Here is a 14,581-nt window from a genome sequence, read left to right as displayed (position 1 = left end):
GCCTTGTATGTGGTTTTGTTTAGCGCAACGTGAAGCGGTTTCGGTATTTCTTAAATACGTTATCGGACCCTGTCCGGCGAATTCGATGATCGCGGGTAAATGGGACTTTGTACCCTCATACACGAAGAAACCGGCCCCTCAAGGGGCCGGTTCCACTGTGGAGGCGGCTACTCGGCGATCCGGGTGCGGGTGGTCCAGCGGTAGACGACGGCCTCGGCGTCCCGCTCGTCGGTGCGTTCGAAATGCTCGTATCCGCCCCGGTGCTCAACCTTGATCTTGTATTCGTCGGTGTCCGAGCCGCGGTGCGCGCGCAGCTCGTCGGGAAAGTCGTTCGGGCCGCCTTCCAGTCGCGCCGGCGCCATGAGCCCGCCGTCGAGATTTCCATTCGTCATGGGGACCTCCGTCCTCTGGCTTCTTCAGACGCTACGGAGCCCCAGTACGAGGGTCAGCCCCTATCCGACCCCTTACCGGCCCAGGAACGCGTCGACGATCAGATCCGCGGCCCGCGACGGCAGAAGCGTGCCGGCCGCCACCCGGCGCTCCACGTCGGGCACGCTCGGGTGGGCGTGCAACTCGTCCAGTACGCGGGCGCGCACCAGCGACCACACCCAGTCGAGCCGCTGACGCCGGCGCCGTTCGGCCAGCTCGCCGTTTCCCGCGCGCCCGTCGTGGTCGCGCCGCAGCGCCGCCCAGACCTCCTCGACACCGGTGCCCTCGTGCGCGCTGCACGCCAGCACCGGCACCGCGTCGCGGCCCGACAGTCGCAGCGCCCCGCGAAGCTCGCGGGCGGCGCGGCGGGCGGGAGCCTCGTTCGGACCGTCCGCCTTGGTCACCGCGACCACGTCGGCGTGCTCCAGCACGCCACGCTTGACACCCTGCAACTCGTCGCCGGTGCCCGCCACGGTCAGCAGCAGCACCGAGTCCACCATCGCGGCCACTGCCGCCTCCGACTGCCCAACCCCGACGGTCTCCACCAGTACCGCGTCGTACCCGGCCGCCTCCACCACGACCATCGCCTCCCGGGTGGCTCGGGCGACGCCGCCCAGCGTCCCGGCGCTCGGCGATGGCCGCACGAACGCCGCCGGGTGCGCGGCGAGCTGGCCCATCCGGGTGCGGTCACCGAGGATGCTGCCCTGGCTGCGCGACGACGACGGGTCGACCGCGAGCACGGCCACCCGGTGCCCGGTCGCTACCAGGCGACCGCCCAGCGCGTCGACGAACGTGGACTTGCCGGCGCCCGGCACGCCGGTGACGCCGACGCGGTACGCCTGACCGGTGTGCGGGAGCAATGTGGACAGCAGCCGGACGGCCGCCGCGCGGTGATCGGGGCGGCTCGACTCGACCAGCGTGATCGCCCGCGCGACCGCGATCCGGTCGCCGGCCAGCACGGCGTCGGCGTCAACCTTCATCCAGGTACCGCGCTGGTCGGCGCTCGCTCCGCTCGCGCGGTCTCGGAGGCGTCACCTTCCCCCGCGCCGCCCACCGACTTCGTCGGGGCGTGGTCGGGGAGGCTGGTGGGCAGTCCAGGCGACGCCGGCCCCGGAGCCGGGGCGTCGTGTCCGAGGTGGATGGCGAGCTTCGCGACCAGGTCGAGCGCGGCCTCGGCGATGACCGTGCCGGGCGGGAAGATGGCCGCGACGCCGGCCGCGCGCAGCGCGGCGTGGTCGTCCGGCGGGATGACCCCACCCACGACCACCAGGATGTCGTCGCCGCCCAGGGCGGCAAGCTCCCGCCGCAGGGCGGGCACCAGCGTCAGGTGCCCGGCCGCCAGCGACGAGACGCCCACGACGTGCACGTCGGCCTCCACCGCCTGGCGGGCAACCTCGGCAGGGGTCTGGAAGAGCGGGCCCACGTCCACATCGAACCCCAGGTCGGCGAAGGCCGTCGCCACCACCTTCTGGCCGCGGTCGTGCCCGTCCTGACCCATCTTGGCCACCAGCACGCGCGGCCGGCGCCCCTCGATCCGCGCGAACTCCGCGGTCGCCGCCCGCGCGGCGTCGACCGCCGCGGACCCGGCGGCTTCCGCGCGGTAGACACCCGAGACCGTGCGGATGCGCTCGGCGTGCCGCCCGAACACCCGCTCCAGCGCCGCCGACATCTCACCCACCGTCGCGCGGGCGCGGGCGGCGTCGATGGTACGGGCGAGAAGCTCCGCCTTCCCGGTGCCTTCCGCCGCGGCGGTGAGCGCCGCGAGCGCGGCGTCGACGGCCACGGGGTCGCGTTCGGCGCGCAGCCGGCGCAGCTTCTCCACCTGGCGGGCGCGGACCTCGGCATTGTCCACCTTGCGCACCTCGACCGGGTCGTCGGCGGCCGACCGGTACACGTTGACGCCGACCAGCGGCTGGCGACCGGAGTCGATGCGTGCCTGGGCGCGCGCGGCCGCCTCCTCGATGCGCAGCTTCGGGATGCCCTCGTCGATCGCGCGGGCCATGCCGCCGGCATCCTCCACCTCGCGCAGGTGGTCCCAGGCGCGCGAGGCCAGGTCGCGGGTGAGCTTCTCGACATACCCGCTGCCACCCCACGGGTCGATCACCCGCGTGGTGCCGGACTCGTGCTGGAGCAACAGTTGCGTGTTGCGGGCGATGCGTGCGGAGAAGTCGGTCGGCAGGGCGAGGGCCTCGTCGAGCGCGTTGGTGTGCAGCGACTGCGTGTGGCCCTGCGTCGCGGCCATCGCCTCGACGCACGTGCGCACCACGTTGGTGTAGACGTCCTGCGCGGTCAGCGACCAGCCGGAGGTCTGGCAGTGCGCCCGCAGGCACATCGATCGCGGGTCGCGCGCACCGGCGTCGCGCAGCAGGCGCGCCCACAGCATCCGGGCGGCGCGCAGCTTCGCGACCTCCATGAAGAAGTTCATGCCGATGCCCCAGAAGAACGACAGCCGGGGCGCGAACGCGTCGACGTCCAGGCCCGCCCCGACACCCGCCCGCACGTACTCCAGGCCATCCGCGAGCGTGTACGCCAGCTCCAGGTCGGCCGTCGCACCGGCCTCCTGCATGTGGTAACCGGAGATGGAGATGGAGTTGAAGCGGGGCATCCGCTCGGCGGTGTACACGAACACGTCCGCGACGATCCGCATCGACGGGCCGGGCGGGTAGATGTACGTGTTGCGGACCATGAACTCCTTGAGGATGTCGTTCTGGATGGTGCCGGACAGCTTCTCCGGCGGCACGCCCTGCTCCTCGGCGGCCACGACGTAGAGGGCCAGAACCGGCAGCACGGCGCCGTTCATCGTCATCGACACGCTCATCCGGTCGAGCGGGATGCCGTCGAAGAGCTGCCGCATGTCCACGATGGAGTCAATGGCCACCCCGGCCATGCCCACGTCGCCGGCGACCCTGGGATGGTCGCTGTCGTAGCCCCGGTGCGTCGCCAGGTCGAACGCCACCGACAGTCCCTTCTGGCCGGCGGCGAGGTTGCGGCGGTAGAAGGCGTTGGACTCCTCCGCCGTGGAGAAGCCGGCGTACTGCCTTACGGTCCACGGCTGCGTGGTGTACATGGTGGGGTAGGGGCCGCGGGTGAACGGTGGCAGGCCCGGGTAGGTGTCGTCGACGTCCACATCGGAATAGACGGGCTCGACCGCGATCCCCTCGGGCGTCTGCCACGCCTCGATGTTCCGCTGTGGAGCCCGGTCGGGCAGCGGCGTGCCCAGCGGCACGCTCCGGAAGTCGGGCACGGGCATCAGGCCACTCCGAGGTCGTCGAGGGTGGTCTCGAGGACGCCGGCCGCGTCGCAGCCGGCATAGAGGTACGCGTCGGCGCCGAGGTGACCGGCGGGCCGGCCGGCGAGCCACACCCGTACCGCGCCCACCAGCTCCTTCGCGGCGGCGGTGGCGTGCTCGGCGTACCCGTCGTCGCTGCCGCACAGGCACGCCACCCGGGCCCCACTCGCGGCGAACTCGCTGGGAGCACCGATGACGGTGGCGATACCGCCCGCGGCGAAGAGGTTGGCCGCGAAGGCGGTCCGGGCGGCGTACGCGCTCGCCGGCCCGATCGTCGCGAGGAACACGGTCGGCCGGGCCGGGTGCGCGTCGGCCCGGTCCCGCAACGTCTCAAAACCCTCCGCGTACCGGACGCGGGGCAGGCCGCCACTCGTTTGCTTCGAGCGGGGTCGGCGGGCAAGCGCCGGCTCGGCCAGGTCCGGGTACTCGCTGACGCCGGTGATCGGGTCGTGCCGGTGCGCGATGTTGCTGGCCCGCACCGACCAGGTGGCCGCCACCCGGTCGGCGATGAATCCACTGTGGAGTGCGGCAGGTATGCCGCCGGCCCGCTCGATCTCCCGGAACCACGCCCACGCCGCGCGTGCCAGCTCCTCGGTGAGGTGCTCGACGTACCAGGAGCCGCCGGCCGGGTCGGCGACCCGCCCCGCCTGTGCCTCGTCCAGCAGCACGAGCTGCGTGGTGCGGGCGATCCGGCGGGCCAGGGGATCGGGCAGGCCGAGTGCGGCATCGTACGGCTGGACGGTGACCGCTTCGGCTCCACCCACGCCGGCGCCGAAGGCGGCGAGGATGCCCCGCAACGCGTTGACCCACGGGTCGCGCGTCGTCACCATGGCCGACGACGTCACGGCGTGCTGGCGCTGCGCCCGGGCGGCTGGGGGAGCGCCGTACACCTCGGCGATCCGCGCCCAGCACCGGCGGGCCGCCCGCAGCTTCGCGACCGCGAGAAACTGGTCCGCCGATACGGCGTACCGGAACTCCAGCTGGCTCAGCGCGGCGGCGGTATCCAGGCCGTGGGCGTCGAGCACCCGCAGGTACGCGACACCGGTCGCCAGCGCGCAGCCCAGCTCCTCGGCGTCGCTGCCGCCGGCGTCGTGATAGGGCGTGGCGTCCACTGTGATGGCCCGCACCCCAGGCCGGGGCGCGCACCGCGCGGCCAGCTCGGCCGCCTCGTCCAGCGGCGGCAGTGTCCCGGTCCGCGCCAGCACGCCGAGCGGATCGGCGCCCAGCGAACTGCCGGCGGCGAGGTCGCTGCGCAGGGCTCGTGGCGTGGCCGCGCCGGCATCCAGGACCACCGGTATCCGGTCGAGCGGCACGGCTGCCAGCAGCTCGGGGAGCGCGTCCACCGGGATGCCGCTCTCGCCCAGCACGAGCCAGAGCGAGGTCGCGCCGCCGGCCAGGTCCTCGCGGATCGCGTCCCGGGTGGCGTCGAGATCGGGGTCGTCGTGCCGGGCACGCACGTCCCATCGGCCGCTGCCGGGCGGGCGGCCGCCGCGGGTGAACGGGTGTTGGCCGGGCAGGCCGGTGGGCGGCAGACCCTCCGCGTCGCGGTAGAGCGGCGCGACCCGGACCCCGTCGTAGGTTGTGGTGGCGAGCCGCGCGAGCAGCGCATCCGGGTCCGCTCCGGCGCCGCCGGACTTGCGCAGCACCCGCACCGCCAGCTCCCGCCAGCGCTCCTCGCCGCCTGCCTGCTCGTCGCCCGCCGCCGTGTCTTCGGGCGCGGCCATGACCGGTGTCGCCATGCCCGAAGGCTAGGCCCGCACCCGCCTCGTCACCCCGTTCCATCCCCGAATTAGTGGCCACCAGGGGGTACCCCTACCCGCGCCGCCCTCCCGCGCCGGTCGTAACCCCGCACGATGGGCCCGGTCCGCGGATGCGACGCGCGAAGACACCATGGCATCGAAACTGTCGGCGGAACGGCGTAGCGTCGCCGACATGTCCGTGCGCCGCGTCCTCGCAGTCTTCGCCACCGTCCTCGCCGCCGCCGGGCTGGCAGCGCCGCCCGCGTCCGCGAGCGGCAGCGGCCACCCGCGCCCGCTGCACTCGCTGCGCGCGCCGGTCACCGACGAGTCGTTCTACTTCGTGATGGCCGACCGCTTCGCAAACGGTGACACCGGCAACGACCAGGGCGGGCTCGGCTCCGATCCGCTGGTGTCGGGGTTCGACCCGACGAAGAAGGGCTTCTACAACGGCGGCGACCTCAAGGGCCTGCTGTCCAGACTCGACTACGTGCGCGGCCTCGGCACCACGTCGATCTGGCTGACGCCCAGCTTCAAGAACAAGGCCGTCCAGCTCGAAGACGGGCCGTCGGCCGGCTACCACGGGTACTGGATCACCGATTTCACGCAGATCGACCCGCACCTGGGCACGAACGCCGACCTGCGAGCGCTCGTCGACGCGGCGCACAAGCGCGGCATGAAGGTCTACTTCGACATCATCACCAACCACACCGCGGACGTGATCGGATACACGCAGGGTGCCCGCCGCGGTTACGTGTCCAAGGACGCGGCGCCGTACCGGACGGCGGCTGGCACGCCGTTCGACGACCGCGACTACGCGGGCTCGTCGGCGTTCCCGGCGCTCGACCCGGCGGTGTCCTTCCCGTACACGCCGGTGCTCGACCCGGCTGAGCAGCAGCTCAAGGTGCCGGCCTGGCTCAACGACGTGACGCTGTACCACAACCGGGGCGACACCACGTTCGTCGGTGAGAACTCGTACTACGGCGACTTCTTCGGCCTGGACGACCTGTTCACCGAGCACCCGCGCGTGGTCGCCGGGATGATCGATATCTACAAGACGTGGATCCGGGACTTCGGCGTCGACGGCTTCCGCATCGACACGATGAAGCACGTCGACGACGAGTTCTGGCAGAGGTTCGGTCCCGAGGTGCTGGCGTACGCGCGCGAGCAGGGCAAGACCGAGTTCTTCATGTTCGGCGAGGTCTTCGACACCACCAAGAGCTTCACGTCGCACTTCACCACGACCGACCAGATGCAGGCGGTGCTGGACTTCCCGTTCCAGGCCGCGGCCCGCGACTTCGCCTCCCGGGGGGCGCCGGCCGGGCAGCTCGCGACGTTCTTCGCCGGCGACGACTGGTACACCGACGCGGACTCCAATGCCTACCAGCTGCCGACGTTCCTCGGTAACCACGACATGGGCCGGATCGGCCACTTCATCAGCGCCGACAACCCCGGCGCGGGCGACGCCGAGTGGCTGGCCCGCGACCGGCTGGCCCACGAGCTCATGTACTTCTCGCGCGGCAACCCGGTGATCTACTACGGCGACGAGCAGGGCTTCACCGGGACGGGCGGCGACCAACTCGCCCGGCAGACGCTGTTCGCCAGCCAGGTGCCCGACTATCTCGACGACGACCTGATCGGCACGGACGCCACGCACGCCCAGGACAACTTCGTCACCGGGCACCCGCTGTACCGGTCGATCGGCGCCCTGGCCGCGCTCACCCGCGCCCATCCGGCGCTGCGCGACGGCGCGCAGCAGCACCGGTACGCCTCGGAAGGGCCGGGGATCTACGCGTTCTCCCGGCTGGACCGGCGCGACCAGCGGGAGTACGTCGTCGCCTTGAACAACAGCGAGCAGCCGCGAACGGCGGCGATCCCGACGTACGCCGCCGCGCGCGGTTTCGACCGGGTCTACGGTGACGGTCCGGCGCGGCTGCGGTCCGGCGCGGACGCCGCGCTGACCGTGACGGTGCCGCCGCTGTCGGCGGTGGTGTACGCGATGGCCGGCCGCGTCCCGGGGACGAAGGCCGCGCCAGCGGTCGCGGTGACCGGGGCGGTGCCCGCCGAGGGTGCCCGCGGTCGGATGCGGGTGACGGCTGACGTGGGCGGCTCGTCGTTCGCCGAGGTGACGTTCTACGCCCAGGTCGGCGGCGGGCGCTGGCAGCCTGTCGGCACCGACGACAACGCCCCCTACCAGGTGTTCCACGACGTGAGCGGGCTGCGGGCGGGTACCCCGCTGCGTTACCGGGCGGTCGTTCTCACGGGCCGCGGGCACACCGCGAGCAGCTCTCCGCGGTCGGCCACCGTGCCGGCGCCGCTGGTGACGATCGAGGCGCCGGCCGAGGGCAGCCGCGTGCGCGGCACCGTCGAGGTGCGGGCGACCGTCGACCCGGAGCGGGCCAGCCACACCGTGGCGTTCGAGCGGCGGATCGGCGACGGTGCCTGGACGGCCATCGGGAGCGACGCGTCGTCGCCGGCGTACACGGTCTTCGACGCGCTGCCCGCTGACCTGGCGTCGAACACCCCGGTCGAGTACCGGGCGACGGTGACCACGCCTGCCGGCACGACCGCCACGAGCGCGGTGCGCCGGGTGCGGGCGGCCGGCCCGGCGGCCACGGTCGCGACGCTGCACTACTACCGGCCGGCGGGCGACTACGGCGACCAGGACAGCGGGTGGGGCCTGCACATGTGGGGCGACGCGGTCGACCCGGCGGTGCTGGCCAAGATCGGGTGGGACAACCCGTGGCCGTGGACCCGGATCGAGGGCGGGTGGGCCGAGTACGACATCCCGCTGGCCGACGATGCCCGGGCGGTCAACTTCATCATGCACCTGCCCTCGGGCGACTCCGTGCCGGACACCCGTGAGCCCGGCGGCGACCGGTCGTTCCTGCCGATCGACAGCCCCGAGGTCTGGATAGTCCAGGGCGACCCGGTGGTTTACACGAGTCCTCCAGCGGTTACGCCAGGCTGAAGCGTTCGGCGTGTACCTGGCGGCGGGGCACGCCGAGCGCGTGAAGGCTGCGCAGCACCGCCTCGGTCATCGGCAGCGGCCCGCACACGTAGACGTCGCGCTCGGCGATGTCGGGGACGGCGGCGGCCAGGTTCTCCGGCGCGAACGGCATGTTCGGCGGTGAGCCGGCAGGCCAGAAACGCCGCCGCCAGGCCGCCGCCGAGGGCGGACGGCCGGCCGCGCCGGTGCGCCCGGTGAGCAGGTGCACCCGGGCGCCGCGCTCGCGGGCCAGGGCCTCCAGCTCGGGCAGCAGCACCGCCTCGGCCTCGTTGTGCACCCGGTACAGCACGACGGACGGTTCCGTGGACTCCTCCAGGAGCGCGCGGATCGGGGTGATGCCGACGCCGCCGGCGATGAGCAGCAGGCCGGGGCGGGTCTGGTGCAGGGTGGTGAAGGCGCCGTACGGGCCCTCGGCGAAGACCCGGCCGCCGACCTTCACGTGGCGCAGCCCGGCGCTGGTCTTGCCGACGGCCTTGGCGGTCAGCCGCAGCGAGCGGCCGTTCGGCGCGGCCGACAGCGAGAACGGGTTGGCCTGCCACCAGTTGTTGTGCCCGGGAAACCGCCAGATCATGAACTGCCCGGCGCGGGCCGGCAGCTTGTCGAGGTGCCGGCCGGTGACGTGCACGGAAACGACGTTGTCGGCTTCGGGCACCACAGCGGCTACCCGGAACCCGTGATACGCGTTGCGCCACAGCGGCACCACTATCCGGCCGATGACGAGGGCGGCGAGCACGGCCACCCACACGGTCCACCAGTACACCTCGGCGGCGGTCGACTGGGTGAACGTGGTGCCTTCCAGCGCCTGGTGGGCGAGGCCGATGCCGACGGCCACGTACAGCAGGAGGTGCAGCGCGTGCCAGATTTCGTACCCGAGGCGGCGGCGGACGTACCGCATCGACAGGGCGGCCACCACGACGATGATCGAGGCGGCGATCATGCCGAGCATCGAGGCGGTCACCCCGGCCAGGCTCCAGAAGGTGTCCCACGGCCCTTCCGAGCCGAGCGCGGTGTAGCCGGCGACGACGATGGTCGCGTGGGTCAGCACGGTCCACAGCAGCGTGAACCCGATCCAGCGGTGCCAGCGGGTGAGCCGGTCCATGCCGAGGCGGCGGTCGAGCCACGGCACCCGGGCGACCAGGATCAGCTGCAACATCATGATCATGGCGGCGTGCAGGCCGAAGAACTTGCCCACCGTCAAGATCGAGTTCTTGCCCTTGCCGTACTTGATGAAGAGCACCTCGACGACCAGTACGTGCGCCAACCAGGCCCCGAGCAGCACATACGTTGCCAGCGTCCCCGGGGGTACCGCTGCGCGGGTCAGGGGCCGAGCCGTCGCCGTCATCGCGATCTCCCGTCGTTGTCGCCCGTACCCCGGCATTATCGGTGAGGAACGCGCGTTTCGACGCCCGGTCGAGCCACGTGGACACGTCACCTGGTATTCGCCGAGCTCCCGGAGGATACCGACTAGCATCTCTGCTCACACCGACCACGACGGGGGAGAGCTGTGGGCAGGGATCGCCGTGATGTGCTGCGCCGGGCACTGACGTTCGCGGGCGGCGTCGCCGCCACCCTGTCGGCGCAACGGATCGCGAAGGAGGTCGAGCCGGACCGGCTTCCGTTGAGCGGCGGATACGCGCCCGGCGGGGTCGCCAGCCGGGGTGACGCGGGTATGCAGGGCGAAAACGTCGATCGGCGCGGTGAGACGGTGGTGCGGTGGCGGGTGCGCACCGAGAAACCGTTGGTGGCGTTGACGTTCGACGACGGGCCCGGTCCGGAGTGGACACCCATGGTGCTGAACGCGCTCGACCGGCACCGGGCCAAGGCCACGTTCTTCGTGGTGGGGGAGCGGCTGACCCGGCACGAAAGACTGGTGCGCGACCGGATCGCGCGGCACGAACTGGGCAACCACACCTGGTCCCACCAGGATCTGGCCCGGCTAGACGAAGCGCAGGTGCGCGACCAGATCCTGCGTGCCCACTTCGCGATCAAGCGGGTGACCGGCGAGTCGCCGAAGGTGATGCGGCCGCCCTGGGCGCACCTTGGCGGCAGCACGCTCGTGCTGGCCGAGGAGTTCGGATACGACGTGGTGATGTGGTCGCATCAGATGCGCGAAAAGCGGTTCAAGGCGAACCCGCCGGCGCAGGCGCGCGACATCGTCGACAACGTCGGCCCGGGCTCGATCGTGCTGGCGCACGACGTCGGCGACCGCAACCGGTTGGTCGCGCTCAGCCAGCTCGACGCGATCATCGTCGGGCTGCGGTTGCGCGGATTCGAACTCGTGACGGTGTCTGAGCTGATCGCGGCGGCGGCTCCCACGACACGGTCGCATTGACTAGGATGGATCACCTTGGGGAGGTGGTCCGATGCGTAAGGGTGCGCTTGTCGCGGTACCGCTGCTGATGGCGGTGGCGCTCGGATCTGGAGGGTCGGCGGTTGCCGGCGCGGCGCGGACGCCGCCCGCCACAGTGGACGCTGGGGCGCCAGCCGGGTGGGTGACCACCTGGGGTGGCAGCGCGATGGCGCCGTCGGCGCTGGTCTCGTCGGTGCAGCAGCTCGACGACCAGACGGTGCGCAACATCGTCTACACCTCCGCGGGCGGCGGCGAGCTGCGCATCCGGGTGAGCAACGCGTTCGGTGACCGGCCCGTGCGGATCGGCGCGGCGACGGTCGCGCGCCAGCTGCGCGACGCGGAGATCGACGCGACGACGCTGCGTGCGCTGACGTTCGGCGGGCGGCCGGGCGTGCGGCTGCCGGCAGGTGGGCAGGTGCTCAGCGACCCCGTCCGCATGCCGGTGCCCGCGCTGAGCAATCTGGCGGTGAGCCTGTACCTGCCGGAGGCGACCGGCCCGGCGACCTACCACCAGGACCCGCAGCAGAACAACTACCTCGCTGACGGCGACCACGCCGCCGACGCGGGTGCCGCCGCGTTCGGCACGACCGTGGGCACGTGGTTCTTCCTCGACGCGGTGCAGGTGCGCGGGCGGGCGCCCAGCACGATCGTGGCGGTCGGCGACTCGATCACCGACGGCACGTCCGGCCAGTGGAACGCGAACACCCGCTGGCCGAACTACCTGGCACGGCGCCTCGCCGAGCGGTACGGCCAGGCGGCGCCGGCCGTGGTCAACGAGGGCATCGCCGGCAACCGCATCCTCAACGACTCGACGTGTTTCGGGGTGAGCCTGCTCGATCGGCTGGAGCGTGACGTGTTCAGCCAGGCGGGCGTGCGCACCGTCGTGCTGCTTGAGGGCATCAACGACCTGGGCTTCAGCCAGACCCCCGACAGCGGCTGCACCGCGCCGAACACCGAGGTCAGCGTCGCGCAGCTCATCGCCGCGTACCGGCAGATCGCCGCCCGCGCGCACGCGCGCGGCCTGAAGATCTACGCCGGCACGCTGATGCCCGCGCAGGGCTTCTCGTACTGGAACGACGTCGCGGAGCGCAAGCGGCGCGAGGTCAACGCGTGGATCCGCGGGTCGGGCGTCTTCGACGGCGTCGCCGACTTCGCGACCGTCATGGCGTACCCGGGCCGGCCTGAGCTGCTGGATCCCAAGTACGACAGCGGCGATCACTTGCACCCCAACGACGCCGGTTATGAGGCGATGGGCCGGGAGGTGGCCCGAATCCTGACCGGAGAGTGACCGGTCGGTGACTTGACACGGGGTGGAGGTGCGGACGAGCCTCGATCCATTGAACTCGATGCGTTTACGTCAGGAGACATGATGGCTCGCACGGCGATCCGCCGCGGCCTGACCGCCATCGGCACGGCCGCGATCTTAGTCCTGTCACTGTGCCTCTCAACCGGCACCGGTCCCGCTTCCGCGCACGGGCGCGACACGGGCCGGCTCTACGTCCCGCCGCCGAACCCCGCCGCGGTCACCCACATCGCCGACCTGGCGAAGTCGGGCAAGGTCCGGGACGCCCTGTTGCTGGCCAAGATGGTCAGCAACCCGCAGGCGGTGTGGTTCACTGGCGGCACGCCCGCCGAGGTCAAGGCCAAGGCCCGCAAGACCGTCGCCGCCGCGGCAAAGCAGGGCGCGATACCGGTACTGGTCGCCTACAACATCCCATTCCGCGACTGCTCCCTGTACTCGGCCGGCGGCGCGCTGAACCGGGCCGAGTACCTGGCATGGATCGACGCGTTCGCCGCCGGCATCGGCAAGAGCAAGGCGATCGTCCTGCTCGAGCCGGACGGTCTGGGCATCATCCCGTTCTACACCGACCTCGGCGGCACCCAGGAGTGGTGCCAGCCGGTGAACTCCGACGGCACCCCGCAGCCCGGCGCGTCGCCCGAGGAGCGGTTCGCCGCGATGAACGGCGCCGTCGACCGGCTCAAGCAGCAGCCCGGCGTCAGCCTGTACCTGGACGGCACGCACAGCGGCTGGCTCGGTGCCGGTGACGCCGCCGACCGCCTGGTCAAGGCGGGCGTGCAGCGGGCGGAGGGCTTCTTCCTCAACGTCTCCAACTACCAGCCGAACCCGCAGCAGCAGAAGTACGGCACCTGGATCTCCAGCTGCATCGCGTTCGCCAACAACCCCGAAGAGGGCGGCTGGCGGCTCGGCAACTACGGCTATTGCGCCAGCCAGTACTACCCGGCCAGCCCCAACGACTTCAGCACCTGGGGCCTGACCGACCAGTGGTACGCCGACAACCTCGGCACCGCCGTGCCGACCACCCGGTTCGTCGTCGACACCAGCCGCAACGGCCACGGCCCCAACGACATGTCCGCGTACGCGGGCCCGCCGTACAACCAGCCGGCCGACGTGGTGAACACGCTGCGCAATGGCAGCTGGTGCAACCCGCCCGGTCGTGGCGTCGGCGTGCGGCCCACCACGAAGACGGGCGTGCCGCTGCTCGACGCGTACGTGTGGGCGAAGATCCCCGGCGAGTCCGACGGCAGATGCGACATCCAGGGCGGCGCCCGCGCCTGGGACTACAGCGTCTACAACCCGTGGAACGTGCCCGCCGCGCAGCAGCGCACCTTCGACCCGCTGTGGGGTCAGGTGGACCCGGCGGCCGGTGCCTGGTTCCGTGACCAGGCCCTCGAACTGGCGAAGCTGGCGAACCCTCCGCTGAAGCGGTAGACGCGCCGCCGTCCCTCCTCCGGTGGGAGGAGGGACGGCCGGTAGCAGGAGGCGGATGCGGCCGCGCGGCAGGAGGTGCGCGGCCACGCCGGGCGCGACCGTGAAGGCATGATGACGCTCGCGCGTACGGCATTTCACGGTAACCGCGCCCTCACCCTCCTCGCCGGCGCCATGTCGGCCACGCTGCTGATCAGCCTCGTCGCGCTGGCGGTCGACCGCCGCACTCTCGCCGGCCAGCCCATCTGGCTCAAGCCGGCCAAGTTCTCCGCCTCGCTGGCGATCTACGGGTTCACGCTGGCGTGGCTGCTGGCCCACGTGCGCAAGGGCCGGCGGCTCGCCGCCTGGGCGGGCGGCGTCATCGCCGTCGGCACCGTTGTCGAGATGGGCATCATCGTCGGCCAGGCGACCCGGGGCCGAGCCAGCCACTTCAACGAGGCCACCGCGCTCGACACCGCGTTGTGGCGGTCGCTGGGCGGCGTGACGGTCGGGCTCTCGCTCGCCACGATCGCCATCGCCGTGCTGCTGTGGCGCGACGGGATGCCCGACCGGGCCGGCACGTGGGTCGTGCGGCTCGGGCTGGTGCTGCTGCTTGCCGGCTTCGTCGAAGGGGGGCTCATGGTGGTGCCGACGGCCGAGCAGCTCGCGGCCGCCGAGCACGGGCGCGTCACGAGCATGGGCGCGCACGCGGTCGGGGTACCGGACGGCGGCCCCGGACTCCCGGTGACGGGATGGAGCACCACCGGCGGCGACCTGCGGATCGGCCACTTCGTGGGCATCCACGCGCCGCAGGCGCTGCTGCTTTTCGGCATGCTGCTGTCGTGGCTGGTCGCCCAGCCGGCCCGGCGTACCCGGCTCGTGTTCGTGTTCGCGGCCGCGTACGGCGGCCTGCTGGTCCTGGTGACCTGGCAGGCGCTGCGGGGCCAGCCGCTGCTCGACCCGGACGCGGTGACGCTCGCCGCGGCCGGTGCGCTGGCCGTCGCGATCGCCGTCGCGGCCGCAGTCGCTTGGTTCCGTCCGGTTGCCGGCCGTGACTAGC

10 protein-coding genes are annotated in these 14,581 nt (G+C 72.1%); 5 read left to right on the top strand and 5 right to left on the bottom strand.

Going from position 1 to position 14,581, the window contains the following annotated elements; genetic code table 11:
- Nucleotides 1-167 precede the first annotated feature (167 nt).
- From V6V89_RS14075 to V6V89_RS14060, 4 genes are all read right to left on the bottom strand, one after another.
- A complete protein-coding gene (locus tag V6V89_RS14075) occupies nucleotides 168-392 on the bottom strand; it encodes a DUF5988 family protein (RefSeq protein WP_334619534.1) in 225 nt (74 codons plus the stop codon).
- A 72-nt stretch (nucleotides 393-464) separates the two neighbouring features.
- The gene (gene meaB, locus V6V89_RS14070; RefSeq protein ID WP_334619533.1) at nucleotides 465-1,409 is read right to left on the bottom strand and encodes a methylmalonyl Co-A mutase-associated GTPase MeaB; all 945 of its coding nucleotides are present in this window, start codon (nucleotides 1,407-1,409) and stop codon (nucleotides 465-467) included.
- Nucleotides 1,406-3,610, bottom strand: a complete 2,205-nt coding sequence (gene scpA / locus V6V89_RS14065) for a methylmalonyl-CoA mutase (protein WP_442935136.1) — start codon at nucleotides 3,608-3,610, stop codon at nucleotides 1,406-1,408. Before scpA ends, meaB begins: the two co-directional genes overlap by 4 nt.
- A gap of 68 nt (nucleotides 3,611-3,678) precedes the next feature.
- Nucleotides 3,679-5,457, bottom strand: coding sequence for a methylmalonyl-CoA mutase subunit beta (locus tag V6V89_RS14060; RefSeq protein WP_334619531.1), 1,779 nt, complete (start codon nucleotides 5,455-5,457; stop codon nucleotides 3,679-3,681).
- A 193-nt stretch (nucleotides 5,458-5,650) separates the two neighbouring features.
- Between V6V89_RS14060 and V6V89_RS14055 the strand changes: the two genes are divergently transcribed.
- Entirely contained in the window at nucleotides 5,651-8,425 is a 2,775-nt protein-coding gene (locus V6V89_RS14055; protein ID WP_334619530.1) for an alpha-amylase family glycosyl hydrolase, read from the top strand.
- Here V6V89_RS14055 and V6V89_RS14050 read toward each other — a convergent pair.
- Nucleotides 8,412-9,806 (bottom strand): ferredoxin reductase family protein, encoded by a 1,395-nt coding sequence (locus V6V89_RS14050; protein ID WP_334619529.1) that lies wholly within the window; start codon nucleotides 9,804-9,806, stop codon nucleotides 8,412-8,414. The two genes, V6V89_RS14055 and V6V89_RS14050, sit on opposite strands and share 14 nt — an antisense overlap.
- 162 nt (nucleotides 9,807-9,968) lie before the next feature.
- Here V6V89_RS14050 and V6V89_RS14045 point away from each other — a divergent pair, with 162 nt between their 5' ends.
- The 4 genes from V6V89_RS14045 to V6V89_RS14030 all read left to right on the top strand — a co-directional run bounded on the left by V6V89_RS14045 (nucleotide 9,969) and on the right by V6V89_RS14030 (nucleotide 14,580).
- Complete coding sequence (locus V6V89_RS14045) at nucleotides 9,969-10,796, top strand: polysaccharide deacetylase family protein (protein WP_334619528.1); 828 nt, start codon at nucleotides 9,969-9,971, stop codon at nucleotides 10,794-10,796.
- A gap of 31 nt (nucleotides 10,797-10,827) precedes the next feature.
- Entirely contained in the window at nucleotides 10,828-12,102 is a 1,275-nt protein-coding gene (locus V6V89_RS14040) for an SGNH/GDSL hydrolase family protein (RefSeq protein WP_334619527.1), read from the top strand.
- Nucleotides 12,103-12,183: 81 nt separating this feature from the next.
- Nucleotides 12,184-13,545 (top strand): glycoside hydrolase family 6 protein, encoded by a 1,362-nt coding sequence (locus V6V89_RS14035; RefSeq protein WP_334619526.1) that lies wholly within the window; start codon nucleotides 12,184-12,186, stop codon nucleotides 13,543-13,545.
- A gap of 108 nt (nucleotides 13,546-13,653) precedes the next feature.
- Nucleotides 13,654-14,580: a hypothetical protein gene (locus V6V89_RS14030; RefSeq protein ID WP_334619525.1), complete on the top strand. Its 927-nt coding sequence runs from the start codon at nucleotides 13,654-13,656 to the stop codon at nucleotides 14,578-14,580.
- The last annotated feature ends 1 nt before the right edge of the window (nucleotide 14,581 follow it).

It is taken from the genome of Micromonospora sp. CPCC 206061, from assembly GCF_036906915.1.
Lineage (GTDB): Bacteria > Actinomycetota > Actinomycetes > Mycobacteriales > Micromonosporaceae > Phytohabitans.
The sequence above is the reverse complement of the archived record's forward strand: the minus strand, read 5'-3'. Positions and strand labels throughout refer to the sequence as shown.

Coding starts and splice junctions, on each gene's coding strand:
- V6V89_RS14075 (WP_334619534.1), bottom strand. CDS start 392: ATGACGAATGGAAATCTCGACGGCGGGCTCATGGCGCCGGCGCGACTG.
- meaB (WP_334619533.1), bottom strand. CDS start 1,409: ATGAAGGTTGACGCCGACGCCGTGCTGGCCGGCGACCGGATCGCGGTC.
- V6V89_RS14060 (WP_334619531.1), bottom strand. CDS start 5,457: ATGGCGACACCGGTCATGGCCGCGCCCGAAGACACGGCGGCGGGCGAC.
- V6V89_RS14055 (WP_334619530.1), top strand. CDS start 5,651: ATGTCCGTGCGCCGCGTCCTCGCAGTCTTCGCCACCGTCCTCGCCGCC.
- V6V89_RS14050 (WP_334619529.1), bottom strand. CDS start 9,806: ATGACGGCGACGGCTCGGCCCCTGACCCGCGCAGCGGTACCCCCGGGG.
- V6V89_RS14040 (WP_334619527.1), top strand. CDS start 10,828: ATGCGTAAGGGTGCGCTTGTCGCGGTACCGCTGCTGATGGCGGTGGCG.
- V6V89_RS14035 (WP_334619526.1), top strand. CDS start 12,184: ATGGCTCGCACGGCGATCCGCCGCGGCCTGACCGCCATCGGCACGGCC.
- V6V89_RS14030 (WP_334619525.1), top strand. CDS start 13,654: ATGATGACGCTCGCGCGTACGGCATTTCACGGTAACCGCGCCCTCACC.